24 protein-coding genes are annotated in these 25,124 nt (G+C 59.6%); 15 read left to right on the plus strand and 9 right to left on the minus strand.

Going from position 1 to position 25,124, the window contains the following annotated elements:
- Positions 1–105: 105 nt before the first annotated feature.
- On the minus strand, positions 106–972 hold the full coding sequence (hexR, locus tag ACK6BI_RS18555; protein ID WP_065260884.1) for a transcriptional regulator HexR: 867 nt from the start codon (positions 970–972) through the stop codon (positions 106–108).
- Positions 973–1,123: 151 nt separating this feature from the next.
- Positions 1,124–3,997 (minus strand): putative bifunctional diguanylate cyclase/phosphodiesterase, encoded by a 2,874-nt coding sequence (locus ACK6BI_RS18560; protein WP_409318182.1) that lies wholly within the window; start codon positions 3,995–3,997, stop codon positions 1,124–1,126.
- A gap of 259 nt (positions 3,998–4,256) precedes the next feature.
- Here ACK6BI_RS18560 and uvrD point away from each other — a divergent pair, with 259 nt between their 5' ends.
- From uvrD to ACK6BI_RS18580, 4 genes are all read left to right on the plus strand, one after another.
- A complete protein-coding gene (gene uvrD, locus ACK6BI_RS18565; RefSeq protein ID WP_409318183.1) occupies positions 4,257–6,440 on the plus strand; it encodes a DNA helicase II in 2,184 nt (727 codons plus the stop codon).
- Between the two features lie 129 nt (positions 6,441–6,569).
- A complete protein-coding gene (locus ACK6BI_RS18570; protein WP_065260887.1) occupies positions 6,570–7,010 on the plus strand; it encodes an EamA family transporter in 441 nt (146 codons plus the stop codon).
- 175 nt (positions 7,011–7,185) lie between these two features.
- Positions 7,186–8,061 (plus strand): Tim44 domain-containing protein, encoded by an 876-nt coding sequence (locus ACK6BI_RS18575; protein ID WP_409318184.1) that lies wholly within the window; start codon positions 7,186–7,188, stop codon positions 8,059–8,061.
- Between the two features lie 137 nt (positions 8,062–8,198).
- Positions 8,199–8,606 carry an SMI1/KNR4 family protein gene (locus ACK6BI_RS18580; RefSeq protein ID WP_409318185.1) on the plus strand — a complete coding sequence of 136 codons (408 nt, stop codon included), beginning with the start codon at positions 8,199–8,201 and terminating at the stop codon, positions 8,604–8,606.
- A 22-nt stretch (positions 8,607–8,628) separates the two neighbouring features.
- Here ACK6BI_RS18580 and ACK6BI_RS18585 read toward each other — a convergent pair whose 3' ends face one another.
- The gene (locus ACK6BI_RS18585; RefSeq protein WP_260521582.1) at positions 8,629–10,392 is read right to left on the minus strand and encodes a cation:proton antiporter; all 1,764 of its coding nucleotides are present in this window, start codon (positions 10,390–10,392) and stop codon (positions 8,629–8,631) included.
- 281 nt (positions 10,393–10,673) lie between these two features.
- Here ACK6BI_RS18585 and ACK6BI_RS18590 point away from each other — a divergent pair, with 281 nt between their 5' ends.
- Positions 10,674–11,156 (plus strand): acyl-CoA thioesterase, encoded by a 483-nt coding sequence (locus ACK6BI_RS18590; RefSeq protein ID WP_003229693.1) that lies wholly within the window; start codon positions 10,674–10,676, stop codon positions 11,154–11,156.
- Between the two features lie 115 nt (positions 11,157–11,271).
- On the opposite strand, the gene pdxY is transcribed toward ACK6BI_RS18590, so the two are convergent.
- On the minus strand, positions 11,272–12,144 hold the full coding sequence (gene pdxY, locus ACK6BI_RS18595) for a pyridoxal kinase PdxY (RefSeq protein ID WP_409318186.1): 873 nt from the start codon (positions 12,142–12,144) through the stop codon (positions 11,272–11,274).
- A 117-nt stretch (positions 12,145–12,261) separates the two neighbouring features.
- Between pdxY and ACK6BI_RS18600 the strand changes: the two genes are divergently transcribed.
- The gene (locus ACK6BI_RS18600) at positions 12,262–12,675 is read left to right on the plus strand and encodes a DUF3301 domain-containing protein (protein ID WP_409318187.1); all 414 of its coding nucleotides are present in this window, start codon (positions 12,262–12,264) and stop codon (positions 12,673–12,675) included.
- 1 nt (position 12,676) lies between these two features.
- Here ACK6BI_RS18600 and ACK6BI_RS18605 read toward each other — a convergent pair whose 3' ends face one another.
- The gene (locus ACK6BI_RS18605; RefSeq protein WP_409318188.1) at positions 12,677–13,648 is read right to left on the minus strand and encodes a CobW family GTP-binding protein; all 972 of its coding nucleotides are present in this window, start codon (positions 13,646–13,648) and stop codon (positions 12,677–12,679) included.
- Positions 13,649–13,673: 25 nt separating this feature from the next.
- Here ACK6BI_RS18605 and ACK6BI_RS18610 point away from each other — a divergent pair, with 25 nt between their 5' ends.
- Positions 13,674–14,030 carry an NADH:ubiquinone oxidoreductase gene (locus ACK6BI_RS18610; protein WP_409318189.1) on the plus strand — a complete coding sequence of 119 codons (357 nt, stop codon included), beginning with the start codon at positions 13,674–13,676 and terminating at the stop codon, positions 14,028–14,030.
- Between the two features lie 11 nt (positions 14,031–14,041).
- Here the strand turns inward: ACK6BI_RS18610 and ACK6BI_RS18615 are convergent, their stop codons facing one another.
- Both ACK6BI_RS18615 and zigA read right to left on the minus strand, forming a co-directional pair.
- Complete coding sequence (locus tag ACK6BI_RS18615; RefSeq protein WP_409318190.1) at positions 14,042–14,692, minus strand: DUF1826 domain-containing protein; 651 nt, start codon at positions 14,690–14,692, stop codon at positions 14,042–14,044.
- Complete coding sequence (gene zigA, locus ACK6BI_RS18620) at positions 14,692–15,897, minus strand: zinc metallochaperone GTPase ZigA (protein WP_409318191.1); 1,206 nt, start codon at positions 15,895–15,897, stop codon at positions 14,692–14,694. Before zigA ends, ACK6BI_RS18615 begins: the two co-directional genes overlap by 1 nt.
- Positions 15,898–16,112: 215 nt before the next feature.
- On the opposite strand from zigA, the gene ACK6BI_RS18625 reads away from it, so the two are divergent.
- A complete protein-coding gene (locus ACK6BI_RS18625) occupies positions 16,113–16,487 on the plus strand; it encodes a glutamine synthetase (protein WP_409318192.1) in 375 nt (124 codons plus the stop codon).
- Here the strand turns inward: ACK6BI_RS18625 and ACK6BI_RS18630 are convergent.
- Positions 16,484–17,683 (minus strand): N-acetylmuramoyl-L-alanine amidase, encoded by a 1,200-nt coding sequence (locus ACK6BI_RS18630; protein WP_409318193.1) that lies wholly within the window; start codon positions 17,681–17,683, stop codon positions 16,484–16,486. The genes ACK6BI_RS18625 and ACK6BI_RS18630 overlap by 4 nt on opposite strands.
- An 84-nt stretch (positions 17,684–17,767) precedes the next feature.
- Between ACK6BI_RS18630 and folE2 the strand changes: the two genes are divergently transcribed.
- The 6 genes from folE2 to ACK6BI_RS18660 are packed head-to-tail and all read left to right on the plus strand — an operon-like array spanning position 17,768 to position 22,980.
- A complete protein-coding gene (folE2, locus tag ACK6BI_RS18635) occupies positions 17,768–18,664 on the plus strand; it encodes a GTP cyclohydrolase FolE2 (RefSeq protein WP_409318194.1) in 897 nt (298 codons plus the stop codon).
- On the plus strand, positions 18,661–19,329 hold the full coding sequence (locus tag ACK6BI_RS18640; RefSeq protein ID WP_409318195.1) for a metal ABC transporter ATP-binding protein: 669 nt from the start codon (positions 18,661–18,663) through the stop codon (positions 19,327–19,329). Before folE2 ends, ACK6BI_RS18640 begins: the two co-directional genes overlap by 4 nt.
- Positions 19,329–20,195 (plus strand): metal ABC transporter permease, encoded by an 867-nt coding sequence (locus ACK6BI_RS18645; RefSeq protein WP_409318196.1) that lies wholly within the window; start codon positions 19,329–19,331, stop codon positions 20,193–20,195. Before ACK6BI_RS18640 ends, ACK6BI_RS18645 begins: the two co-directional genes overlap by 1 nt.
- 11 nt (positions 20,196–20,206) lie before the next feature.
- Positions 20,207–21,082, plus strand: a complete 876-nt coding sequence (locus ACK6BI_RS18650; protein ID WP_409318197.1) for a metal ABC transporter substrate-binding protein — start codon at positions 20,207–20,209, stop codon at positions 21,080–21,082.
- A complete protein-coding gene (locus ACK6BI_RS18655) occupies positions 21,079–21,639 on the plus strand; it encodes a carbonate dehydratase (RefSeq protein ID WP_409318198.1) in 561 nt (186 codons plus the stop codon). The genes ACK6BI_RS18650 and ACK6BI_RS18655 overlap by 4 nt, the downstream gene beginning before the upstream one ends.
- Positions 21,640–21,642: 3 nt before the next feature.
- The gene (locus ACK6BI_RS18660) at positions 21,643–22,980 is read left to right on the plus strand and encodes a dihydroorotase (RefSeq protein WP_409318199.1); all 1,338 of its coding nucleotides are present in this window, start codon (positions 21,643–21,645) and stop codon (positions 22,978–22,980) included.
- Between the two features lie 39 nt (positions 22,981–23,019).
- On the opposite strand, the gene ACK6BI_RS18665 is transcribed toward ACK6BI_RS18660, so the two are convergent.
- Positions 23,020–23,538 (minus strand): DUF3617 domain-containing protein, encoded by a 519-nt coding sequence (locus ACK6BI_RS18665; protein WP_409318200.1) that lies wholly within the window; start codon positions 23,536–23,538, stop codon positions 23,020–23,022.
- A gap of 146 nt (positions 23,539–23,684) precedes the next feature.
- Between ACK6BI_RS18665 and cls the strand changes: the two genes are divergently transcribed.
- Positions 23,685–25,124 (plus strand): cardiolipin synthase, encoded by a 1,440-nt coding sequence (gene cls / locus ACK6BI_RS18670; RefSeq protein WP_409318201.1) that lies wholly within the window; start codon positions 23,685–23,687, stop codon positions 25,122–25,124.

Below are 25,124 nucleotides of genomic sequence, written 5' to 3' on the forward strand. Positions count from 1 at the left end.
GAGTCTCCCAAGGCGAGTACGGGAGTTTCACGATAGGCGCGGGGGATGACGGTTTGGCTTCGCCGGGGTTACAGACAGATGAAGATTGACCTCATTCCATGACCTTCAGTCATCCAGCGCTTTGACCGCTTTTGGCGACAGTCGCAAGCTGCGCAGACTGCGCTTGACGCTCTTGAGGTGGTTCACCAGGCTCGGACCCCGCGCCATGGCCACGCCCATGGCCAGCACATCGATCACGACCAGGTGGGCGATGCGCGACGTCAACGGCGTATAGATTTCAGTGTCCTCGTGCACATCGATTGCCAGGTTGACCGTCGACAGCTCAGCCAACGGTGTCTGGCTCGGGCACAAGGTGATCAGCGATGCACCGCTTTCCCGGACGAGGTTGGCAGTGATCAGCAAATCCTTGGAACGACCGGACTGGGAAATGCAGATCGCCACGTCGGTGGGCTTCAGCGTCACCGCCGACATCGCCTGCATGTGCGGATCGGAATACGCCGCAGCGGTCAGCAACAGACGGAAGAACTTGTGCTGCGCATCCGCAGCCACTGCGCCCGATGCACCAAAACCATAGAACTCGACGCGCTGGGCCTGAGACATCAGCGTCACCGCGCGCTGCAACTCCTGCGGATCGAGCTTCTCGCGAACTTCCATCAGCGTGTGCAGGGTGGTGTCGAAAATTTTCAGGCTGTAGTCGGCGACCGAGTCGTCTTCATGGATCGCGAACTGACCGAAACTCGCGCCCGCCGCGAGGCTTTGCGCAAGCTTGAGTTTCAGATCCTGAAAACCGGAACAACCGATGGCACGACAAAAACGCACGATGGTCGGTTCACTGATGCCGACGCTGTGGGCCAGGTCTGCCATGGAACTGTGCATCACCGCCGCGGGGTCAAGCAGCACGTGGTCGGCGACCTTGAGCTCCGACTTGCGTAACAGGTGACGTGACTGGGCGATGTGCTGCAGCAGATTCAAGGGGCTGGACTCTTGTTATGGAAAGATGTGCTTTGGCCAGATGCCGGGGATGTAGCAAGCTTGTAGTTATACTACATGAATTGGCTTTTTGCCTGCTCAATGCGTAACCGGATCGCCCCGTATCAGGCGACATGCATTGCATGTAGCCCCTTTACCGAGGATTTTCCTGCCGACGCAACAAGCCAGCGAGGCCGGCGGCCTCCACCGGGCGACTGATCAGATACCCCTGCACTTCGTCACAGCCCTCGGCTTTCAGGAAATCAAGTTGCTCCTGCCGCTCGACACCTTCAGCCACCACTTTCAGCGACAGCCCATGGGCCATGGCGATGATCGCGCGGGTGATCGCTGCGTCTTCACTGCCCTCGCCCAACCCGCGAATGAATGCCTGATCGATCTTCACGTAATCCACCGGGATCCGCTTCAGATAACTCAATGACGAATAACCGGTACCGAAATCGTCAATCGCCAGCTTCACACCCAAATCACGCAATTGCTGAAAGGTTGCGATGATGTGCTCGACACTGTCGAGCAATTGGCTTTCAGTCAGCTCCAGCTCGAGGTGGTGCGGCGCCAGCCCGGTTTCTTCCAGCACCTGGCGCACCAGGCTGGCCAGTTTTCCCTGGCGCAACTGATGCACTGAAAGATTCACCGAAACCCGAATCGGCTCCAGACCCTGACGCTGCCAATCGCACGCCTGCCGACAAGCCTGACGCAGCACAAACTCGCCGATCGGGCCGATCAGCCCCGTCTCCTCCGCCAGCCCGATGAAATCCCCCGGCGGCACTCGGCCCATGCTCGGATGATCCCAGCGCACCAGTGCTTCGGCGGCGTTGAGACGGCCGGTCTCCAGACACAGTTTCGGCTGGTAGAACACGCTCAGCTGCCGCTCTTCGATGGCTTTGCGCAGCTGGTTTTCCAGTTGCAGACGCTCCAACGTGCTGGCCTGCAGGCTGTCGGTGTAGAACTGGAAATTGTTGCCGCCCAGATGCTTGGCATGTTGCATCGCCATGTTCGACTGACTGACCAGCGCCGCGATCTCCCGGGCGTTGTCCGGCAGCATGCTGATCCCCATCGAAGCGCTCACCACCAGCTCATGCCCCTCCACCGTCAGCGGCAGACGCAGCTTGCACGACAACCGTGTCGCGACTCGCGCCAGGCTCGACAGGTTGCTGTAAGCATCGAACAACACCGCAAACTCGTCGCCGGATAATCGGGCGATCGTGTCCGCTTCCGGCAAGGCACTGACCAGGCGCCGCGACATCCTTTGCAGCAACTGGTCGGCTATCTCATGGCCCAGGCTGTCATTGAGCAATTTGAAGCGATCCAGGTTGATGTGCAGCAGCGCCAGATTACGTCGCCCGCCCTGTCGCACACGCTGATGCGCTTCATGCAACCTTTCGCGGAACAGCGAGCGGTTGGCCAGGCCGGTAAGTTCGTCATAGTGGGTCAGGTAGCGCATCCGCTCCTCGGATTCGCGACGCGCGGACAAATCGGCGAAGAAGCCGACGATATGACTGACATTTCCCCGACTATCGCGCACCGCATTCAATTGCAGCCATTGCGGATAAAGCTCGCCGTTCTTGCGGGTCTCCACCAGCTCGCCTTGCCAGCTGCCGTGCTGCTCCAGCGCTTGGCGGATGGAGACGTAATGTCGCCGGGCGTCGCGGCTGCATGGCAGTTCCACGACATTGCGACCAAGCATGTCATCGATGTCATAACCGGTCACCCGGCTGAAAGCCTGATTGACCGCGATCAGCGAATAATTCGGGTCGAGGATCACGATGCCTTCACTGGCCGCCTCGAACACCGTCGCGGCCAATTGCTGCTGGGCTTCCAGATTTTTGCTGGCGCTGATGTCGCGTCGGGTGCCGACCATACGGAGCACCCGACCGCTCTCATCGCGCTCGACCGCCCGGCCCCGGTCTTCGATCCAGACCCAGTGCCCGTCGCCATGACGCACCCGGTATTCGATCTGATAGTCCTCGCTGCGGCCTTTCAAATGCTCGATCAGCGCCCGTTTGAGTGGCGGCACATCTTCGGGATGCAAGCGTGGTCGTAAATGCCTGAGCAAGCCGGTGACGTATTCAGGGTCAATGCCGAACAATTCCTGGATCTGCGTGTGGTGAACCTCGTCTGTCTGCAGGTTCCAGTCCCACAACCCCAGCTCACTGGCCTTCAACGCCAGGGCCAGGCGCGCTTCGCTTTTGCTCAGGGCCTGATTGGCGACATCCAGCTCACGGCTGCGCCGGGCCACCCGATCCTCCAGCTCGGCCTGCGCCTCACGCAACTTGCCTTCGGCCGAGCGACGCTGCTCGATTTCCTTTGCCAACGCCTGATTGAGCAGATCGCTGCGAGTTTGCGCCTGTTGCAGGTGTTCGATCAGGTGCTGATTCTGAAAGCGCCGCAGCAAGCCACGGTCGATCAAGCGGTTGACCTGCCATGCCACCACGCTCAGGGAACCGAGCAGAATCAGACCGAGCCAGCCCCAGCCACGCGCCAGTTCGTCGCCTCCCCAGAACAGATAGCCGATGGCCGGAAGCAGGCATGGCAAGGTAAAGGATAGAAAGGCCGGAATGCTTACGGCGTAGGCCACGCTGGCCGACAGCGTCGCAGCGCCGATCAGGCCGAAAACCCATGCCTGCTGCAGGAAATTGTCGGCCGGCACGAGGGCGATGCCGGCTGCGGCCAGGGTCAAACCGGTCATGGTCGACCCGAGCAGAAACATTCGCCCCCAAACCGGCCGGGCCTGGCGATCGGGTATCGCCGAATCGAATGCCGCGACCTGGATCACTCGCAACGCCACCAGCGACAATAGCCAGATCAGCCAGGCGCTGACCACGAAGTAGCGCTGCGGACTCCAGAGCAGACCGGCGCAGACAAGACCATTGATCAGCATGAACAGGGTGGGCAACAGCGAACCCTGATAAAGAAGACGCGTGCGTTCGACCGCCATCTGGGTGGCGTAATGCTTGCGGATCATCCGGGGTTCCACAGAGGGGCCCGACAGGTCGAAGCTGAGGGTCATAGGCAACGTTCTTGTTCTTATAAGTGTGAGCATGCGCCCGAAAACGTGGACGGAGCATACACAAGCCCAACCACTTGCCAAACTGCTCCAGATCATAATTTCGCCGAAACTTTTCAGCCTCACGCCACCCGTCAAAGCCCCGAAGCGAGGCGGGCCAACGCCTGTGGCGGGTGACCGACCGGTCGTCATTGACAGCACTTTCATCGGCTAATGCAAAGCTCGGTTTGCCCGGGCCTGCGACGCACCCTAGAATGCCCCGATGCGCGATGATCTCTCCCTTCTGCTGAATTCCCTCAACGATGCCCAACGCCAGGCCGTAGCGGCCCCCGTTGGTCGTCAATTGGTCCTGGCCGGTGCCGGCTCCGGCAAAACCCGAGTGCTGGTGCACCGTATCGCCTGGTTGATCCAGGTCGAAAACGCCTCGCCCCACTCGATCCTGTCGGTGACCTTCACCAACAAGGCCGCCGCCGAGATGCGTCACCGCATCGAGCAATTGCTGGGCATCAACCCGGCCGGCATGTGGGTCGGCACCTTCCATGGCCTGGCGCACCGCTTACTGCGGGCGCACTGGCAGGAAGCCGGGCTGAGCCAGACCTTCCAGATCCTCGACAGCGATGACCAGCAAAGGCTGGTCAAGCGGGTGATCCGCGAGCTGGGGCTGGACGAACAGCGCTGGCCGGCCCGTCAGGCCCAGTGGTTCATCAACGGGCAGAAAGATGAAGGTCTCCGCCCGCAACACATTCAGGCCAGCGGCGACCTGTACCTGGCCACCATGCGCGGCATCTATGAGGCCTACGAGGCTGCCTGCCAGCGCGCCGGGGTCATCGATTTCTCCGAACTGCTGCTGCGCGCCCTCGACCTGTGGCGCGACCATCCGGGCCTGCTGGCGCATTACCAGAAGCGTTTCCGGCACATCCTGGTGGACGAGTTCCAGGACACCAACGCCGTGCAATACGCCTGGTTGCGTCTGCTGGGCAAGGGCGGCGACAGCCTGATGGTGGTCGGCGATGATGATCAGTCGATCTACGGCTGGCGCGGCGCGAAAATCGAGAACATTCATCAGTATTCCTCCGACTTCCCGGATTCCGAGACCATCCGTCTGGAGCAGAACTACCGCTCCACCGCCGGCATCCTGAAAGCGGCCAACGCCTTGATTGCCAACAACACCGGACGTCTGGGCAAAGAGCTGTGGACCGACGGTGGCGACGGTGAAGCGATCAATCTGTACGCCGCGTTCAACGAACACGATGAAGCACGCTACGTTGTCGAAACCATCGAAAGCGCACTGAAAACCGGCCTGGCTCGCAGCGATATCGCGATTCTCTACCGCTCCAACGCCCAGTCCCGCGTTCTGGAAGAAGCCCTGCTGCGCGAGCGCATTCCATACCGTATCTATGGCGGTCAGCGCTTCTTCGAGCGAGCGGAAATCAAGAACGCCATGGCCTACCTGCGTTTGCTGGAAGGTCGCGGCAACGATGCAGCACTGGAGCGGGTGATCAACGTTCCGGCACGGGGCATCGGCGAGAAAACCGTCGAGGCGATCCGCGAACATGCACGCCACAGCGATGTGTCAATGTGGGAAGCCATGCGCCAGCTGGTGACCAACAAAGGCCTGACCGGTCGCGCAGCCAGCGCCCTCGGTGCGTTTATCGAGCTGATCGAGAACCTCGCCGCCAAATGCGCCGATATGCCGTTGCATCTGATGACCCAGACCGTCATCGAGCAATCCGGCCTGATCGCTTACCACGAAGCGGAAAAAGGCGAGAAAGGCCAGGCCCGGGTGGAAAACCTTGAAGAACTGGTCAGCGCTGCGCGCAACTTCGAGAACACCGAAGAGGACGAAGACCTGACACCGCTGGCGGCTTTCCTCGGTCACGCCTCGCTGGAAGCCGGTGACACCCAGGCCGACGAACATGAAGACAGCATTCAGCTGATGACCCTGCACAGCGCCAAGGGCCTGGAATTCCCTTACGTGTTCCTGGTGGGCATGGAAGAAGGTCTGTTCCCGCACAAGATGAGTCTGGAAGAACCGGGGCGTCTTGAGGAAGAGCGACGCCTGGCCTATGTCGGTATCACCCGGGCCATGCAGAATCTGGTGATGACCTATGCCGAAACCCGGCGCCTGTATGGCAGCGAAACCTACAACAAGGTATCGCGATTCGTACGGGAAGTGCCGAAAGGTCTGGTCCAGGAGGTGCGGCTGTCGAACAGCGTCAGCCGTCCGTTCGGCGGCAATCAGTCGATGAGCGGCAGCAACCTGTTCAGCGGCAGCGAGATTCCGGAGACCGGCCTGAGCCTCGGCCAGGCCGTCCGGCACTCGATCTTTGGCGATGGCGTAATCCTCAACTTCGAGGGGACCGGCGCTCAGGCCAGGGTTCAGGTGAACTTCAGTGAAGGCAGCAAGTGGCTGATGCTGGGGTATGCGAAGCTGGAAGCGATCTGAAACCCGGTTTTGCTGTGTTGCGGGAGCGAACCTGCTCGCGAATCGAAGCGCCGCGGTTTACCTGATAAACCACGGTGCAGCCATCGCGAGCAGCATTCATGTCACCATTCATCCAACGGGGCGTTATCCATGGGCTCAGGCTTCTTTTCCTCCTGGACATTCTGGGCCCTGCTTTCGGCCACCTTCGCCGCGCTGACGGCGATCTTCGCCAAGGTGGGCATCGAAAACGTCAATTCCGACTTTGCCACCCTTCTGCGAACAATCGTGGTACTGGTCAGCCTGGCCTTGATTTTATACGCCACGGGCCAATATCAGTCGCTGGGAGAGATCTCTGCCAAAAGCTATTTGTTCCTGCTGTTGTCGGGGCTGGGTACCGGGGCTTCGTGGCTGTGCTATTTCCGCGCCTTGAAAGTCGGGCCGGCCTCGCTGGTCGCTCCAGTGGACAAGCTCAGCGTGGTACTGGTGGCGGTACTCGGCGTGATCCTGCTGGGCGAGAAACTCGACCTGCGCCAATGGGGCGGCATCGGCTTGATCACGGCAGGCGTGGTGATGCTGGCGCTTAAACGTTGATCAACTTCTCACTGAACCTACATCTTTTTCCTACAGACAAAAGTACATGGTCTTATTGCCTCGACCGAGCTGAACGTAACCTGTCAGGCAAAAGCCCGAAACACTCTCTCGCTAGCCAGTGACACTTCAGCTGTGCAACATGGCGCGCGTGTCTCCACAAACGGGAATTCCCTTTATGAAACGTTTTCTTAGCATCGCCATGGCGTTGTGCATCGGCCTGACGATGAGCCTCGACGCCAACGCCAAGCGCTTCGGTGGTGGCAAAAGCGCCGGCGCTGCGCCGACGCACCAGACCAGCCAGATGGCTCCGTCTTCCCCAGCCATGGGCGGCGCCGCGGCGACCGCCGGTGCTGCCGGTGCCGCGGGCGCTGCTGCCAAGGCCGGCGGCGCTTCGAAATGGCTCGGCCCTCTGGCCGGCATCGCCGCCGGTGGCCTGCTGGCGTCCATGTTCATGGGCGGCGGCTTCCAGGGCATGCAGTTCTTCGACATCCTGATCATGGCCGTGATCGCGTTCGTGATCTTCCGCTTCATCGCCGCTCGTCGCCGCAAGCAGCAGGAGCAGTTCGCTCCGGCCGGCGCACCGATGCAGCGTGAAGTGTTCGAACAGAAGCCAGCAGCCATGGGCTCGATCTTCGGTGGTTCGGCCGCTCCGGCTGCCGCCCGTCCGGTGATCAACGCACCGACCTGGTTCAACGAGCAGCGCTTCCTCGAGGCCGCCCGCAGCCACTTCCAGGCGCTGCAGCAGCACTGGGATGCCAACGAAATGGACAAGATCGCCGAGTTCGTGACCCCGCAAATGCTCGAATTCCTCAAGCGTGAGCGTGCGGATCTGGGTGACGGCTTCCAGTCCACCTACATCGACAACCTTCAGGTACAGCTGGATGGCGTGGACGATCGGGCGGACAAGACCATCGCCACCCTGACCTTCAGCGGCGTGTCGAAAACCTCGCGTTTCGACCAGGGCGAAGTGTTCAGCGAAAGCTGGAACATGGAACGTCCTCAGGGCGAAAACCAGCCTTGGCTGGTCGCCGGTATCCGCCAGAACGGCTGATCCCTCCGGCGTCAAACATGCAGCAAAGGAAACCCCGGCCCAGGCCGGGGTTTTCTATTTCGCGGTTGCATCTATAGCGAGCTACTGTATAAACCGGCCCATATAAACCGCGCCATTCAAGCAAGAGGATCCCGGACGTGGAAGAAATCATCGAACAACTGCGCGAAGCCAATGAACCCGTGCCGGTTCCTCTGGAGCTGCCTGACGAAGACCAACTGGTAGAGATCGAAGAAGAACTCTTCATCAACATCCCGTTCCTCTTCAAGGAATTCCTGCTGACCGTCAGCGATGTGGTCTATGGCAGCCTGGAGCCGGTGACCGTCACCGACCCGCAGTCCCACACCTATCTGCCGGATGTGGCGGCCAACGCATGGGATGCCGGCGTACCGCGCGATCTGATCCCGATCTGCCAGGACGGCGACAACTACTACTGCGTCGAAGAAGACGGCACCGTGGTGCTGTGGTCCGGCGAAGAAGAGCTGATCACCGAAGAATCCTGGGAATCGGTCTGGCACTGGGCCCGGGACGTCTGGCTGGAAAGCTGAGCCGCCAGCCGCCCCACCGGGGTCAATGCCCCGACGATTCCTTGTGATTGTCGAGGGTTTCCAGCAAGGCCACTTGCATCCGCGTATGCACCCGGATGAACCAGCGCCAGAGCAGCGCCGCCACGGCGGCCGCGACCACGGCGACCAGCACCAGCAACTTGTTGGTCGGCAAGATACTGGCCGACAAGGCTGCCAGCAGCAGGAAAATCACCAGCAGCGAGAGAATCGGGATCACTTCGGCGATCACCCGGCGCACTCGCTGTGTATGTCGCCCCGCCATCTCCGGCTTCACGCCCATCTCCGCCAGCAGCATCGAGAGGGCCTTGAGCTTGCGGTAAGCAGCAATCAGGAACGGCAGCGACAACAGCAGCGCCCCGCCCCAGATCAATGCCTTTTGCCAGCTTGGATCGCTGATCCAGTCCTGCAGCCAGGTCGAGAGGCGTCCGGCAAAGAACGCTCCGGCAAAAAAAATCGCGATCACAAGCGCCAGATTGACCCCGACCTGCAGCAGAATCCGCCGGATCATCGACGCCAGCATCGCGCCTTCGCCCTGCGGCTGGATGCTGCGCAACCATTCGCCGTACATCCCGAACACCCGGCCCAGACGTTTTGGCATGGCGGCCGACAGCTTGATCGACAACGGATCGGCTGCGCGGATCAGGTAGGGCGTCAGCAACGTTGTGATGACCGAGACCGCCACGGCGACCGGGTATAGAAAATGGCTGGTGACCTGCAACGTCATGCCCAGTGCAGCGATGATGAAGGAGAATTCGCCAATCTGCGAAAGCCCCATCCCGACTCGCAGTGAGGTCCGTCCGTCATTGCCGGCGATAAACGCCCCGAGTCCGCAGGACAGCATCTTGCCCAGCACCACGGCGACGGTGATCACCGCAATCGGCCACGCGTATTGCAAAAGGATCATCGGATCCAGCATCAAGCCGATGGCAACGAAAAAGATGGCACTGAACAGGTCGCGAACCGGCTCGATCAGGCGCTCGATCTTCAACAATTGCCGTGACTCGGCCATGATCGCGCCGATCAGGAATGCGCCAAGTACCATGCTGTACTCAAGCTTGACCACCAGCAGGCAGAAGCCGAAACACAGTCCGAGCACAGTGATCAGCAGCATCTCGTTACTTTCGAATTTCGCTACATAAGCCAGCAAGCGCGGCACCAGCAGTATCCCGATGACCAGCGCGACGATCATGAACAACGAGAGTTTGCCGACCGTTGAAAACACTTCACCGGAACTCACCGTGCCGCTGACCGCGATGCTCGACAACAGGGCGATGATGCCAATGCCAAGAATGTCCTCGACGATCAGTACGCCGAAGATCAACTGGGCGAAGCGCTCGTTTTTCATCTTCAGGTCGTTGAGCGCCTTGACGATGATGGTGGTCGAGGAAATGGCCAGGATCGCGCCCAGGAACAGCGAATCCATAGTGTTCCAGTCGAACCAGCGGCCGATTTCGTAGCCGATCCAGATCATCAGGATGATTTCCAGGAACGCCGCAATAAACGCCGTGGCCCCCACCTTGAACAGCTTGCGCAGACTGAATTCCAGCCCCAGGCAGAACATCAGGAAAATCACGCCCAGCTCCGCGAGGGTCTTGATGGTCTCCTCGTCGTGAATCAGGCCGAACGGCGGGGTGTGCGGGCCGATGATGAAGCCCGCGACGATGTAACCGAGCACCACCGGCTGTTTGAAACGGTGGAACAGCACGGTCACCACACCTGCAACCAACATGATCACCGCCAGATCCTGAATAAAGCTGATGGCATGCATGGCGTGGGCTCCTTGAATGACGATGCCCGCGACAGACGTGAGAAATGTCTGGGCGAGCTGGGTAAAAATCCGCTTTAGGTGCGGGAATCGCCCTTGGGGTGGGCTTTGGCAGGGTAACACCGCGACTTCCGGCTGAAAGGCGGTGCAATATATGGAAACAGATCGACCCGAGCGTGACGGCGACCAGTCGCCCGGCGTCCCGATAACGGTGCTTTTGAAAAGCGACCAGGCACCCGCAGAGGTGCCTCTTCCAGCAACCTGCCTTGACCCGTGAGAACGTTATGGAACCCGGAAACGCCCAGCTGTCGATGACGGTACTGATGACCCCCGACATGGCCAACTTCTCTGGCAATGTCCACGGCGGCACCCTGCTCAAATACCTCGACGAAGTGGCCTACGCCTGCGCCAGCCGTTATGCCGGCCGCTACGTGGTGACCCTGTCGGTGGACCAGGTAATTTTCCGCGAGCCGATCCACGTCGGCGAACTAGTGACGTTCCTGGCGTCAGTCAACTACACCGGCAATACCTCGATGGAAGTCGGTATCAAAGTGGTCACCGAAAACATCCGCGAACGCTCGGTACGTCACACCAATAGCTGCTTCTTCACCATGGTCGCCGTGGACGATCAGCGCAAGCCTGCTGCCGTGCCGCCATTGCAGCCGCAGAACAGCGAAGACAAGCGCCGCTACATGCAGGCCCAGCAACGCCGGCAGATTCGCCAGGAGCTGGAAAAGCGCTATCAGGAAATCAAGGGCGACGCCTGATCAGCCCTTCGATCTTTGGCGCTCTGTAGATAGTTCGCGAGCAAGCCCGCTCCCACAGGAGAAACGCATTCCAAATGTGGGAGCGGGCTTGCTCGCGAATGAGGGCAACGCGGTCTTACAGACTGATCGGCGTGGCCTCGAACTTCACTCGCGGATGCGCAATCCGGTCCTGCGCCCGCACCAGTTGCAGCTCATAACTGGCGCAGGCCTGGGTTTCCAGCAGCACTTCATGCACCGCTGCCGCCGTATATTCAAATGCCGCCAACAGAGTGTCGCCAAGCAGCACCCGGGCCAGGAACAGGCCGGACGTCAGGTCGCCCACTCCCACCGGCTGACGCGGAAACGCCAGCAGCGGCCGCCGCAGATGCCAACTGCCCTCGGCCGTCACCAGCAACATCTCGAAGCCATCCGCCGGTTTACCCGGATAATCCAGATGTTTGACCAGCACCGCTTTCGGCCCGCGAGCCAGCAGCGCCTGCGCCATCGCCAGGCAATCGAACAATGATTGCGGCTTGCGCCCGGAAAAGCTGTCCAGCTCCAACTGGTTCGGACACATGAAGTCTGCGACCGCCGCGGCTTCGTCGAGCAGGAAATCGCTGACCTCGGCCGGCACGCTGCAACCCTTCTCCGGATGCCCCATCACCGGATCACACAGGTACAAGGCTTTGGGATTGGTCGCCTTGATCCGTTCGATGCCACTGAGAATCGCCCGTCCCTGTGCCGCACTGCCCAAATAGCCGGACAGCACCGCGTCGCAATTGCCCAGCTCACCGATGGCCGCGATGCCCTCGACCAGTTCCGGAATGCGCTGTGGTGCCAGCACTTCCCCGGCCCACTGGCCGTACTGGGTATGGTTGGAAAACTGCACGGTGTTGAGCGGCCAGACATTGACCCCGACCCGCTGCATCGGAAAAACCGCAGCGCTGTTGCCGGCGTGGCCGAACACCACATGGGACTGGATGGCGAGCAGATGAGGCGTACGTTTCATTCGGGTTTTTCCGTAAAACGATTGAAATTCAAGCCGCGCAGTATGCGACGAAACGCAGCCTGTACGACAGACCGGCGACACAGTTAAGCTGACGCCAACTTTTGGAGTTTCTCGTTGATGCTGACCCTGGAAAACATTTTCGTGCTGATGCTGTTCGCCGTTGCCGGCGCGTGGCTATGGCACAACCATGGCCTGCGTGAACGGGCGCTGGAACGAGTCAAGCAGCACTGCGTGAATGTCGGCGTCGAACTGCTCGACGGCAACGTGGCGTTGAAGAAGATCGGTTTCATCAAGGATGCCAGCGGTCGGCGACGTCTGGCGCGGGTCTACAACTTCGAATTCACGGTGACCGGCGAAACCCGTCACAACGGCAGCATCACCCAATACGGCCCCCACAGCGTGCAGATCGAGCTGGCGCCCTACCCGGCACCGTTCGACGACACGCCGCCGGTGGTAGAAGTGGCCAGGCCGAGCGCGCAAGTCATCGAACTGAGCCAGTGGCGCCAGGAGCACACCAAGTGGAAGCCTTGAGCTACACCGCTTGAATCCGACAGCCGGCCAATGCCGTCTGCAATTCCTCGAGGCTCTGCGGCTGTTCGAAAATCAGCTCGATCCGTGAATCCTTGCGCCACTCGCTGGGCAGCCATTCCACTTTGGCATTATCCAGGGCATTGGCTGATTCCCAACCAGTCGGACTGTGGATAACCAGCTTCGCCCGACGCCAGTTCAGGGCTTCGAGCCACTGGGTAATGCGAATCACGTCAAATGCCTGGCTCGGGTGCCAGCGCCAGCCGATGCTCCAGCCGCCCTCCTGCGCCTGGCTCAGGCAGATCGGCAACGCCGGATCGCTCCAGACGGCCGGCATCTGCGCCAGCCCCTTGGGAACGACGAACTTATCCACACCTGCCTGCGCTTGTTCCTTCACACCCGGCAACTCACTCAATGGCAACAACGCCTGTTGCGTCCAGATAAGCCTGACGAATGGCAGCTGGCGGGCGATCCGCTCCCGTGTGGGCTTATCGAGGTTTTCCGCCTTGTTCAACACCAGCAAACCGGCATTCGGAATCGCCTCCCGTTGCGCTGGCGGTAGTACCTTGCCTGCCGCCAGCACCTGGGCATCCAGTACCAGCACACTGGGTTGAACCGCAAGAACGCCACGCCATGGCGCTTCAAGCAGTTGCTGCAACAATGTCGCCGGGTGCCCGAGTCCGGAAGGCTCGATGAACAGACGATCCGGCTGAGCCTTGCGCAGCAATCGTCCCAATCCGATCTGAAACGGTGCGCCATTCACACAACACAAACAGCCCCCGGCGACTTCGCCCAGTGCGATACCATCGGCGTCCCGGGTCAATAGCGCAGCATCGATGCCGATCTGGCCGAACTCGTTGATCAGCACGGCCCAGCGCTCACCGGCCGGTCGCTGCGCCATGAGCTGGCGGATCAGGCTGGTCTTGCCGGCGCCCAACGGGCCTGCGATGACATGGGTGGGAATGTTCTGCAACATGATCAAGGATTTCTGGAGGTCGGGAATGCGGTGGATGGGATGGTCATTGCTGCTGGCGCTGATGTCGGGCGAAGCCCTGGCACAGGCGTGTGTGGTGCACAGCCAGGCGGAACGCCTCGACGTGAAGGTCTGCCAACAGAACCGCAACATCCCGGAGAAACTGTTCAATGACGGCTTCTGCCAACCCACGTTGGCGGGGCAGACAGTCGACGTGCAATACGTCGATCAGTGCCCTGCCGGAGCGTTTGGCGTATGCAGCAACGCGCAAGTCGCCAATATGCCTTATCGCCAGGATATCCACTATTACGGCGTGACCACCGATGCGGCGTATTTGAAGCCGTACTGCGAAAGCCAGAGCCAGGGTAACTGGCTCAAGCCTTGAGCCTTGAGCCTTCAGCCCAACCAGTCGAGGGTCAGCATCAGACGCCGTTCGCCCGGCGCCGGTTTCGGAGAGCGATGGATCAGGCCGAAACCCTCGTTGCCATGCCACTTCTCTCCCTTGAGCAGCGCTACTTCGCCGCTCGCCAGCTGCTGAATCCGCGATTTTTCCTGCGGTTCGGCGAGCGGTTTTCCCAGTTGCCGGCGATCCATTTCCCCTTCCTTCAACCACTCGCTGCCTATGCCGGCGTAGGTGGTAATCAGCCTGACAGGCACATGATCAACGTGAAAACGCGGGCACATGGCCTTGTCCAGCACACGCAACCGCAAGCCGATCCGTCGGGCGCCGAGCAGGCAGGCGAAGGCGCCGGTCAACCATTTCAGGTCAGCGATAAACCCTTCATGACCTTCCAGATCACGGTATTCGCTGGCCAGCCCGCTCAGGTCCGGTTCGCTGTCTTCATCGGGCAATTCAAGGCTCAGCGCTTCGGCATAAGGTTCATCCAGTGAGAGCAATAAGCTCGCAAAATCAGCGACGTGCAGCGGAAGCTGGCGCTGCCAGACGGCGAGGTTGATTTCATCCTCAAGAATGCTCGCGAGTGTTTGCGGGGTCGGACCGAGGACTTGATGGCGCGTTCCGTTTTGCGGCGGTTTGAGCGCAAGCATCACGCGACCTCGTCATGCCAGGAGCCGAACGGATCGGCCAGCAATCGCCAGCCTTCTATACCGAGCGCCATCTCCGTATCGGTCAGCAGGCAGCCATCCAGGGCTGATTTGAGTTGTCCGAAATCGATATTCTGACCGATAAACACCAGTTCCTGACGGCAGTCTCCTACGCTGGCGGTCCAGTTTTCCATGATCGCAGCGGTGCTTTCCTGATCCTGTGGCCACTGATTCTTCGGCACAAAGCGCCACCAGCGACCGGCGAAACCGTGGCGCATCAAACCGCCGGCCTGGGACCAGCTGCCGGCATCCGTGGGTTTGCTTGCCAACCAGAAAAACCCTTTGGAGCGCAGCAGTTTGCCGTTCACCCAAGGGCTGGCGATGAATTCAAAAAAACGCTGTGGGTGGAAGGGACGGCGCGCGCGATAGGCCGTGGAGGCGATGCCGTATTCTTCGGTTTCCGGCACATGGGCGCCACGCAGTTCCTGGAGCCAACCCGGGGCCGTCGCTGCCTTGTCGAAGTCGAAGCGACGGGTATTGAGGATCTTTTTCAGCGGTACTTCCCCCATCACCATCGGGATGATTTCGGCGTTGGCGTTCAGCCGCTTGAGGATCGCCATGAGCTCTTCCCGCTCGCTGCGGCTGATCAGATCGATTTTGCTGATCAGCAGAACGTCGGCGAACTCGATCTGTTCGATCAACAGATCGGTGATCGAACGCTCATCCTCTTCTGCGAGCAGTTCACCACGGGAGGCCAGACTCTCGGCCGCCTGGAAATCAGGCAGGAAATTCAGACCGTCGACTACAGTGACCATAGTGTCGAGGCGAGCGATGTCGGCCAGGCTTTGGCCCTGCTCGTCGCGAAAGGTGAAGGTTTCGGCAATCGGCAGCGGTTCGGAGATTCCGGTGGATTCTATGAGCAGATAATCGAATCGGTTTTCCCGGGCCAACTTGGCAACTTCCTCCAGAAGGTCTTCGCGTAACGTACAGCAGATGCAACCGTTGCTCATTTCCACGAGCTTTTCTTCTGCGCGGTTCAGGTCGACATTTCGCTGAACTTCGCCGCCATCAATGTTGATTTCACTCATATCGTTGACGATGACAGCTACACGTAGATCGTCCCTGTTACGTAGTACGTAATTCAAAAGTGTACTTTTTCCGGCGCCGAGGAAACCGGATAAAACGGTTACGGGAAGTCGAGAAGACATGGGATAAACCTCTTCAAGCGGTAGCTAAACGCAGAAAATACTCTCGGTGGCAGGCGCTCTCGGGCGTCGATGAAGCAGCAGACGCATGAAAACACAGAGCCACGGAAAGGTTCTTCCTCATATGTTATAGTATAACAATATTGAAGATCCATATTCTTCTTGCCGGAAATGACAAAGGGCCGGAAGCTGAAAACACTTCGCCGTCGAGTCGTCTCATGAAAAATGCGCTGAAATGCTCACTCCTTGCTTTGGTGTTGATGACCTCTGATTCATGGGCACAAGTCCCAGGACTCGCCACCTGCACACGGAGCGCGAACCTGTTGTCGTGTGTCGATGCCGATGGCAGCGCCTACAGTGTCAACACGGCCGGCAAGACGATTTATCTGCGCGGTTTCGACAAGATTGGCCGGCGCTATTGGGCTCAAACCAACAGCGTTTACGGACAATTGACGTTCTTCACCGGGATCGCCTCAGACGGCGAAACCTGGGTCGGCTACAACCGCCGGGTGGGCTGGACGACAATTAATCGTTTTTCCAGCTCCGGCGGAAGCAGCGCAAGGTTCACCTGCAGTCGAATCACTGGCTGCTAGACGCGAATCTGTTGCTGTGTTTGCTGCCAAGCGATATAGCTGTCAGCCGGTGGATTTTTCTGGAAATAGCGCTGTAATCCATCAAACAGTCCATCGGCAACTGCTTGTTGATGGCGCGCGGTAACCAGGCGCTGACTGTCCCGCGCGTTAGAAATGAACCCGGTCTCCACGAGAATGGATGGCACATCGGGTGACTTCAGTACCGCAAACCCCGCCTGTTCCACGCGCTTTTGATGCAGCGTGGTGATACCAGCCAGACTTCCCAGGACTGTGCTGCCCAATTGCAAACTGGCAGCAATGGTGGCATTCATCGACATATCGAGGATCACACCAGCAAGCATCGGATCCTTGTCCTTGAGGGTCAGCAGGCTCGTCGCTCCAAGCAGATCGGCACCATTCTCACGCTGTGCCATAAAGCGCGCGGTGGCGGATGTTGCACCTCCTTCAGACAGGCAATACACCGAAGCACCGGAAGCCGTCAGACGCGGCGCAGCATCCGCGTGTATCGAGATGAACATGTCGGCCTTGTGCTGACGGGCGATATCGACACGCTTGCGCAAGGGTACGAAGAAGTCGTCATTGCGCACGAGCTTCACATCGAATCCCTTTTCCCGTTTCAGACGACGTGCGAGAAGTTGTGAAATCGAGAGCACAACGTCTTTTTCACGCTCACCTTTCGCGCCTACTGCACCAGGATCTTTACCGCCATGGCCAGGGTCAACCACGACAATGATGTCTCGTTTTGGGTGACTTGTTTTCACCGGTGTTTCACGTGGAACGCTTAGCTTTGTCACTTTTGTATCGTTCAAAAGATCCAGAACCAGGCGATGTCCCTGCCCATCTTGAGGTGCCAGCAGGAAAGCATTGAGCTGAACAGGGTGATTCAAATCCAGAACGATGCGCGTGTCATCCTTGCCAAAATGCCCGGAACGGATACTGCGAATAACCGTTTCGCTGAGCGCCAGCTGGCTGAAATCTCCATTCAAACTGGAACCACTCAGATCAATGATCAAACGATCAGGCGCACTCAATGTGAACGTCTTGTAAGTCACCGGCCCACTCAAATCAAACACCAGACGGAGCTTGTCATCCGAACGCCAAAGGCGAGCGTTACGAATCTGCGTGGCATTGGCGCTGAAAGGGAAAACCAGTGCGGCGCTGGCCAACATCAGGTTAAGCAAATGACGTCTGTGCATAAGAAAGCCCATTCATGAAAAAGGCATCGTGGTTTGAATTGTTATAATGTAACATAAGTCACAATCAACACGATGGTACTGAACATGAATGCGCTGACGCTGCCGGATATCGCCTCGCAAGCCGCCCGCCAAGCCTTGCCGCTTGATTGGGTGGGAATGCGCGGCATCGCTCTACCTGTATCTCTCGAAGGCCAACGCTTGGCTGCCAAAGCCGATGTGGGTGTCAGCCTGGATGACGGCGAAGCCCGTGGCATTCACATGTCAAGGCTGTATCTGGCGCTGGAAATGCTGGAACAGAAAAATCTTACGCCGGCACTTCTGCACCAGGTTCTGCAGCGTTTTCTCGACACTCATGAAGACTTGGCTAACAACGCTTATCTGAATATCCATACCGATCTGCTGCTCAAAAGACCCGCGCTGGTCAGCCCGTTGGCAGGTTGGAAAGCCTATCCGGTGACCATTGCAGCCACTCTGAAAAACACAGTGTTCCACGTGGAACTGAAAATTGAGGTGGCCTACTCATCGACTTGCCCCTGCTCTGCTGCTCTGGCGAGGCAATTGATCCAGCAGCAATTCGTCGACGACTTTGCCAACAAGCCATTGCAACATGCTGAAGTTCTCGCTTGGCTGGGCTCGACTCATGGGATCATCGCTACACCCCACAGCCAGCGCAGTACTGCACAACTGCATCTGCACCTTGAAGAGTTCGTCGACGGACTACCGCTGACCTCAGCCATCAATGACACCGAAGCCGCTCTCGGCACCGCCGTGCAAACCGCGGTAAAACGCGCTGACGAACAAGCCTTTTCCCTCGCCAATGGCCAGAACCTGATGTTCTGCGAAGACGCCGCTCGTCGCTTGAATCTGGCACTGCGCCGCTCACCCGGCATCCGCGAATTCCATCTACGGGTGATCCATGCCGAAAGCCTCCACGCCCACGATGCAGTCGCTGAAAGTCACTGGAGCCGGGAGACAGTATGATCCGTCTGCAGTCATTGCGTTGGGGCGCCCCCGGCCAACCGCTCACGCCACCGCTGACCCTTCAACTGGAACGCGGCAGTCTCACCGCGATCATCGGTGTGAACGGAAGCGGGAAAAGCAGCCTGCTCAAAGTCATCAGTGGATTGCAGCGACCGCTCGCCGGCACCGTAGCGCTGGGCGTCCCCCGCCAAAGTGGTTTGTCATTCCTCCCCCAACAGCAGCACCTGGATCGCCAATTCCCGATCAGTCTTCAAGAGCTGGTCGCCGCCGGTTTCTGGGGGCGCCGACTGTCGTCGCGACTGCGCACACAACGACTGGCCCAGGCACTGAAAGACTGGCACTTGAGCGGTCTGGAACAGCGTCCGCTGATGGCGCTCTCCGGCGGTGAACTGCAACGCGCCCTGCTCGCTCGATTGAGTCTGGCCGACACACCCTTGCTGCTGCTCGACGAACCCCATGCGGCTCTCGATGAACTGGGCCAGGCGCTCCTGTGGCAACACCTCCATACCTGGCATGCGCAGGGCCGGACGCTGGTCATGGTTTGCCACGACCTCGCCGCCGTCCGCCAACACATTCCACAAACGCTGCTGATCAAAGACAGCGGCTGCGTGTTCGGCCCCAGTGTCGAACTGATCCAGCAAGCACCTGACGTGCAGGTGGCCTGATGCTCAGTGCCGCGCATTTCTGGCAACCGTTTCTTGAATTCGTGTTCATGCGCCGCGCCCTGCTCGGCGGTCTGCTGCTGGCGTGCAGCACCGCACCATTGGGCGTATTCCTGATCCTGCGGCGCATGAGCCTGATCGGCGACGCCGTCGCCCACGGCATTCTTCCCGGTGCCGCGCTGGGCTTCTGGTTTGCCGGCCTTAGTCTCCCCGCGCTGACCCTTGGCGGCCTTGGTGCCGGCCTGAGCATGGCGGGTCTCGCCGCATGGATAACCCGTCGTACCGGCCTGCGCGAAGACGCCAGCCTCGCGGCGATCTATCCGATCTCCCTGGCCAGCGGCGTGCTGATTCTGGGCATCGCCGGCAAACGTCTCGACCTGTTGCACTTATTGTTCGGCTCGGCATTGGCCGTCGACGGTCCCACTCTGAACGGAATGCTCGGCGTGTCGCTGCTAAGTCTGATGGCCATGACGCTGATCTACCGCCCGCTTCTACTCGACACCCTCGATCCCCTCTTCCTGCGCACCGTCAGCCGACTCGGCCCGATCGCCCACGGCGTGTTCCTGACGCTGGTGGTGCTCAACCTGGTTATCGGGTTCCAGGCCATCGGTGCGTTGATGGTGGTCGGACTGATGATGCTGCCCGCCGCCGCTTCACGTTTCTGGAGCCGGCGCCTGCCGATCCTGATCGCCATTGCCGCCGTGATTGGAAGCCTGTCGGTATGGCTCGGGCTGCTGCTGTCGTTCTACTACTCGTTGCCCAGCGGCCCGGCCATCGTGCTGGTCGCAGGCATCGGTTACCTGCTGTCTGTCGTGCTCGGGCCGGTTCATGGCCTGCTGCGTCGCCCGCCCTTGTTCACATTCCAATGAGGTGTTTCCCGATGCGCGCTCTACTTGTGCTGTTCAGCCTGATGCTGTCGATGTCATTGTCGGCGGCGGAAAAACTGCCAGTGGTCACCAGTTTCAGCATCCTTGCCGACATGGTGCATCAGGTCGGCGGCGAGCATATCCAGATTACCAACATGGTCGGTCCCGACGCCGATGCCCATACCTACGAACCGACACCGGAAGATGCGAAGGCACTGCTGAAAGCAAAATTGATCGTCAAAAACGGCCTGGGCTTCGAACCATGGCTGGATCGACTGGTGACCAGCACCGACACCAAAGCCACGGTCATCAGCGCCAGCCACGGCGTGATCCCCCGCGCTCTGGAAGAAGACGGCGAAACCGTTCCCGATCCGCACGCCTGGCACAACCTGGCCAACACCGAACTGTACGTCGCCAACATCACCAAGGCATTGATTGCCGCAGACCCGGCGAACAAGGCCGACTACGAACGCAACAGCAAGACCTACCTGAAACAAATTTACGCCTTGCTCGCCGAAGCCAAGGCCAAACTGGGTTCACTGCCGCCCGGCAATCGCAAGATCGTCACCAGCCACGACGCGTTCGGTTATCTCGGCCAGGCCTACGGGATCGACTTCATGGCGCCGCAAGGGTTGTCCACCGAGCGCGAACCTTCCGCCGCCGAAGTCGCCGCGCTGATCACCCAGATCCGCCAGGCCAAGGTCAAAGCCGTGTTCATGGAAAACATCAAGGACGCACGCCTGCTCAAACAGATCGCCGACGAAAGCGGCGCGCACATCGGCGGCACGCTGTACTCCGACGCCCTCGCCGCTTCGGGTCCGGCCAGCACGTTTACCGGCCTGTTCGAATCCAACCTCAACACTCTTTACGACGCCCTGAGCCAACCATGATCCGAAAAAATCCTTCCGGCGATCTACCGCAAATTGCCGAGTCTGCCTACGTCGATAAAACCGCAATCATCTGCGGCAAAGTGGTGATCGGCGACAACGTGTTCGTCGGTCCCTACGCGGTCATTCGCGCCGATGAAGTGGACGCCTCGGGCGCAATGGAGCCGATCACCATCGGCGCCAACTCGAACATCCAGGATGGCGTGGTGATTCACTCGAAGTCTGGCGCAGCGGTGACCATCGGCGAGTTCAGCTCCATCGCCCACCGCTCGATCGTGCATGGCCCGTGCAAAGTCGGCGACCGGGTGTTCATCGGTTTCAACAGCGTGTTGTTCAATTGCGTGGTCGGAAACGGTTGTGTGGTGCGGCACAACTCGGTGGTCGATGGCCGGGATTTGCCGGATGCGTTCTACGTCCCCTCCACCACCCGTATCGGGCCGAACACCGATCTGTCGCAGTACCCGCCGGTGAGCGTCAGCGCTTCAGAGTTTTCCGAAGATGTGGCGCGCACCAATGTCGATCTGGTGCGCGGCTACAAGGCCCTGCAGAACGAGTTCTGAACCATGAACAGTGTGCTGATTCGCAATGCGCGACTGGTGAATGAAGGACGTGAGTTCGACGCCGATCTGCTGGTCAGCCACGGTCGCATCATAAAGATCGCCCGCAGCATCGAAGGCGAAAACGCCGTGCTGGAAATCGACGCCGGCGGTCAATGGCTGCTACCAGGAATGATCGATGATCAAGTGCATTTCCGTGAACCGGGTTCGCCGACCAAGGGCAGCATCTACACCGAATCCCGCGCAGCGGTGGCCGGGGGCATCACCAGCTTCATGGACATGCCCAACACCAACCCGGCCACCCTCACCCTCGAAGCATTGGCTGACAAAAAGCGCCGGGCGGCGATCAATTCGGTGGGCAACTACGGCTTTCACTTCGGTGTCAGCCACGACAACCTGGACACTGTCGCGGCGCTCAATCCGAGTGAGGTGGCCGGGGTCAAAGTGTTCATGGGCGCGTCGACCGGCAATATGCTGGTCGATGATCCCCGGACGCTGGAACGATTATTCGCCGAGGTGCCGACGATTCTGCTGGCCCATTGCGAACACACGCCGAGTATCGAGGCCAACACCGCAAAGCTGTATGAGCGTTTCGGCGAGCATCTCCCGTCGGACGCCCATGCGTTGATCCGCAATGCCGAGGCCTGTTATCGCTCCTCTTCGCTGGCGGTTGATCTCGCCAAACGCCATGGCACGCGCTTGCATGTGCTGCACCTGACCACCGCGCGAGAACTGGAACTGTTCGAGGACAAACCGCTGGCGCACAAACGCATCACGGCGGAAGTCTGCCTGCATCATTTGCTGTTCGATGATCGCGACTATCCGGACTTCGGCAACCAGATCAAATGCAACCCGGCGATCAAGACCCGGACTGACCGCGATGCCCTGCGTCTTGCCTTGCTGAGCAATCGTCTGGATGTGATCGGCAGTGACCACGCCCCGCATACCTGGGCGGAGAAACAGCTGTCATACGCCCAGGCACCGTCCGGCCTGCCACTGGTGCAGCATGCGTTGCCGGCGCTGCTGGAGCTGGTAGCGGACGGCGTGTTGCCGATCACCACCCTGGTGGCGAAGACCAGCCACCGGGTGGCGGATCTGTTTGCCATTCCGGATCGCGGTTATCTGAGGGAGGGATATTGGGCGGATCTGGTACTGATTCAGCCAGAGCCCGAGGGTGTCGCGGTATCGCGGCAACCGGTTCTGTCACAGTGCGGGTGGACGCCGTTTGCCCGTCGCAGCTTTCGCCATCGGGTGAGTACGACGCTGGTATCGGGACAGATCGCGTGGCACTCCAATCGACTGCACGAAGCGTGTCAGGGGTTGCCACTGCGATTCATGCGCTAAAAAAACCGCCCCCACAATGTTGTGGAGGCGGTTCGTTTTTCAGGCTCTTGGTTTGACCGTGCCGCAATCCTGTCCCAACCACACGGCGCGGGTCTCCAGACTACCCTTCTGGTTGATCCCGATGGCATTGAACGTGCCGTTGGCGACAGTCGTGAACTCGCGATCACTGACGAACGTGGCCACACCTGTGCCCTGAGCCCGAGGACAGCTGAAGCGGAATTTCCACTGATTGCCGTTGCGCTCGGTGATTTGCTGTTTGCAGCCCGACTGCGGATCCGCCAGCGGAATATCGTTGGTCGCCACTTGCTGTGGCGTCAGGCAGGCACGAATGCCCTTGCCGCCGATATTGATCCCCTGCTTCTCCAGCTGCGCCCGTTGTTGCGGAGTGATCTGGCCCTGAATCTGGCCAAGGATCGATTGCACGTCCATGACCTGATCATCGACTTTCACGTTGCTCGACGTCATTTCCCACAACCCCGGCTGCAGCATTTGCGCCTGAGCCACCAACGGCAATGCCAACCCCAGACCCAGCGCCAAACCCAGCAGACGAACGTTCATTACAAAACTCCTGATCAGTAGTGGCCGTTAGACGCCAGCCGCTTGTTTCGGTTCATGGGCGGCTTTCACGGCTGAAAATAAAATAGCGACAAGCGCAAAGGAACATGGTCTGTTAAGCATTGAATCTTCAGGAGCAAGGTTGCCCCATGGATTATTTCGGACCGCACATCTTCGGTTATCTGATCGCACTGATACACAGTCTGGGCACCATTGCCGCCATTCATGCCGTGTTGACCGTCCGTACCGCACAAGGCTCGATCGCCTGGGCGCTGTCTCTGGTCTTCATTCCCTATCTCACGCTCATTCCCTATCTGGTGTTCGGTCGCAGCACCTTCGACGGTTATATCAAGGCCCGACGCCAGGCCAACGAACAGATGCGCCAGGCCGTATCCGAACTGAACTGGCGCCCTTGGGTAGAAGAGGCCCTGACGGCTCGCGCTTCAAACGCCTACGACTCGTTGCGGGCAATGCCGAAGCTGGGACGCATGCCGTGCCTGGCCAATAACGAAGTGCAATTGCTGATCAACGGCAGCACCACATTCGAGGCAATTTTCCACGCAATCGGCCAGGCACGGGAAGCGGTGCTGATTCAGTTTTTCATCATTCACGACGACCGCCTCGGTCAGCGCCTGCTCCAACTGTTGTTGAAGAAGGCCGCCGAAGGCGTCGCCATTCACCTGCTCTACGACCGCATCGGCAGCCACGCCCTGCCCCACAGCTACGTGCAGCAATTGCGTGACGGCGGTGTCGAGGTCAAGGCCTTCGCCACCCGCAGCGGCTGGCTCAATCGCTTTCAGGTGAACTTCCGCAACCACCGCAAAATCGTAGTGGTCGACGGAATGATCGGGTTTGTCGGTGGACACAACGTCGGCGACGAATACATGGGCGAAAAACCACCCCTGGCGCCATGGCGCGATACGCATGTGCAGGTGCGGGGGCCAGTGGTCGCCTGCATGCAGGAGTCATTTGCCGAAGACTGGTTCTGGGCCGCGCGCACACTGCCGCCGTTGATCCTGCCCGAGGTTTACCCGGATGACGGCGTACTCTGCCAGTTGCTGGCCAGCGGCCCGGCGGATGCCTGTGAAACCTGCTCGCTGTTCTTCGTCGAAGCCATCCATGCCGCCACTGAACGCGTGTGGATCACCAGCCCCTACTTCATTCCTGACGAAGCGGTATTCGCTGCATTGCGTCTTGCGGTTCTGCGCGGTGTCGATGTGCGACTGTTACTGCCCTCGCGTCCCGATCACCGGATCGTCTACGCCGCGTCGAGCCTCTATGCGTTCGAAGCGGTGCGCGCCGGGGTGCGGGTGTTCCGCTACCAACCGGGTTTCCTGCATCAGAAAGTGGTACTGGTCGATAACGAGATCAGCGCCATCGGCAGCGCCAACCTGGATAACCGTTCGTTCCGGTTGAATTTCGAAGTGATGCTGCTGACAGTCGACAGCGAATTCGCCGGCCACGTGGAACAGATGCTCAACGATGACTTCGCCCTGTCTTACGAAGTCGCCAAGGAAGAAAGCCGGGAGATCCATCGCCTGCAACAACTCGGCATGCGGATCGCCCGGCTGATTTCACCGATTCTCTAG

This window comes from Pseudomonas sp. KCJK9016 (assembly GCF_046231795.1).
Classification (GTDB): domain Bacteria; phylum Pseudomonadota; class Gammaproteobacteria; order Pseudomonadales; family Pseudomonadaceae; genus Aquipseudomonas; species Aquipseudomonas bananamidigenes.

What these genes read in the sequence shown, in the direction of transcription:
- ACK6BI_RS18560 (WP_409318182.1), bottom strand. Translation starts at nt 3,997, where the DNA reads ATGACCCTCAGCTTCGACCTGTCGGGCCCCTCTGTGGAACCCCGGATG.
- uvrD (WP_409318183.1), top strand. Translation starts at nt 4,257, where the DNA reads ATGCGCGATGATCTCTCCCTTCTGCTGAATTCCCTCAACGATGCCCAA.
- ACK6BI_RS18570 (WP_065260887.1), top strand. Translation starts at nt 6,570, where the DNA reads ATGGGCTCAGGCTTCTTTTCCTCCTGGACATTCTGGGCCCTGCTTTCG.
- ACK6BI_RS18575 (WP_409318184.1), top strand. Translation starts at nt 7,186, where the DNA reads ATGAAACGTTTTCTTAGCATCGCCATGGCGTTGTGCATCGGCCTGACG.
- ACK6BI_RS18585 (WP_260521582.1), bottom strand. Translation starts at nt 10,392, where the DNA reads ATGCATGCCATCAGCTTTATTCAGGATCTGGCGGTGATCATGTTGGTT.
- ACK6BI_RS18590 (WP_003229693.1), top strand. Translation starts at nt 10,674, where the DNA reads ATGGAACCCGGAAACGCCCAGCTGTCGATGACGGTACTGATGACCCCC.
- pdxY (WP_409318186.1), bottom strand. Translation starts at nt 12,144, where the DNA reads ATGAAACGTACGCCTCATCTGCTCGCCATCCAGTCCCATGTGGTGTTC.
- ACK6BI_RS18600 (WP_409318187.1), top strand. Translation starts at nt 12,262, where the DNA reads ATGCTGACCCTGGAAAACATTTTCGTGCTGATGCTGTTCGCCGTTGCC.
- ACK6BI_RS18605 (WP_409318188.1), bottom strand. Translation starts at nt 13,648, where the DNA reads ATGTTGCAGAACATTCCCACCCATGTCATCGCAGGCCCGTTGGGCGCC.
- ACK6BI_RS18610 (WP_409318189.1), top strand. Translation starts at nt 13,674, where the DNA reads ATGCGGTGGATGGGATGGTCATTGCTGCTGGCGCTGATGTCGGGCGAA.
- ACK6BI_RS18615 (WP_409318190.1), bottom strand. Translation starts at nt 14,692, where the DNA reads ATGCTTGCGCTCAAACCGCCGCAAAACGGAACGCGCCATCAAGTCCTC.
- zigA (WP_409318191.1), bottom strand. Translation starts at nt 15,897, where the DNA reads ATGTCTTCTCGACTTCCCGTAACCGTTTTATCCGGTTTCCTCGGCGCC.
- ACK6BI_RS18625 (WP_409318192.1), top strand. Translation starts at nt 16,113, where the DNA reads ATGAAAAATGCGCTGAAATGCTCACTCCTTGCTTTGGTGTTGATGACC.
- ACK6BI_RS18630 (WP_409318193.1), bottom strand. Translation starts at nt 17,683, where the DNA reads ATGCACAGACGTCATTTGCTTAACCTGATGTTGGCCAGCGCCGCACTG.
- folE2 (WP_409318194.1), top strand. Translation starts at nt 17,768, where the DNA reads ATGAATGCGCTGACGCTGCCGGATATCGCCTCGCAAGCCGCCCGCCAA.
- ACK6BI_RS18640 (WP_409318195.1), top strand. Translation starts at nt 18,661, where the DNA reads ATGATCCGTCTGCAGTCATTGCGTTGGGGCGCCCCCGGCCAACCGCTC.
- ACK6BI_RS18645 (WP_409318196.1), top strand. Translation starts at nt 19,329, where the DNA reads ATGCTCAGTGCCGCGCATTTCTGGCAACCGTTTCTTGAATTCGTGTTC.
- ACK6BI_RS18650 (WP_409318197.1), top strand. Translation starts at nt 20,207, where the DNA reads ATGCGCGCTCTACTTGTGCTGTTCAGCCTGATGCTGTCGATGTCATTG.
- ACK6BI_RS18655 (WP_409318198.1), top strand. Translation starts at nt 21,079, where the DNA reads ATGATCCGAAAAAATCCTTCCGGCGATCTACCGCAAATTGCCGAGTCT.
- ACK6BI_RS18660 (WP_409318199.1), top strand. Translation starts at nt 21,643, where the DNA reads ATGAACAGTGTGCTGATTCGCAATGCGCGACTGGTGAATGAAGGACGT.
- ACK6BI_RS18665 (WP_409318200.1), bottom strand. Translation starts at nt 23,538, where the DNA reads ATGAACGTTCGTCTGCTGGGTTTGGCGCTGGGTCTGGGGTTGGCATTG.
- cls (WP_409318201.1), top strand. Translation starts at nt 23,685, where the DNA reads ATGGATTATTTCGGACCGCACATCTTCGGTTATCTGATCGCACTGATA.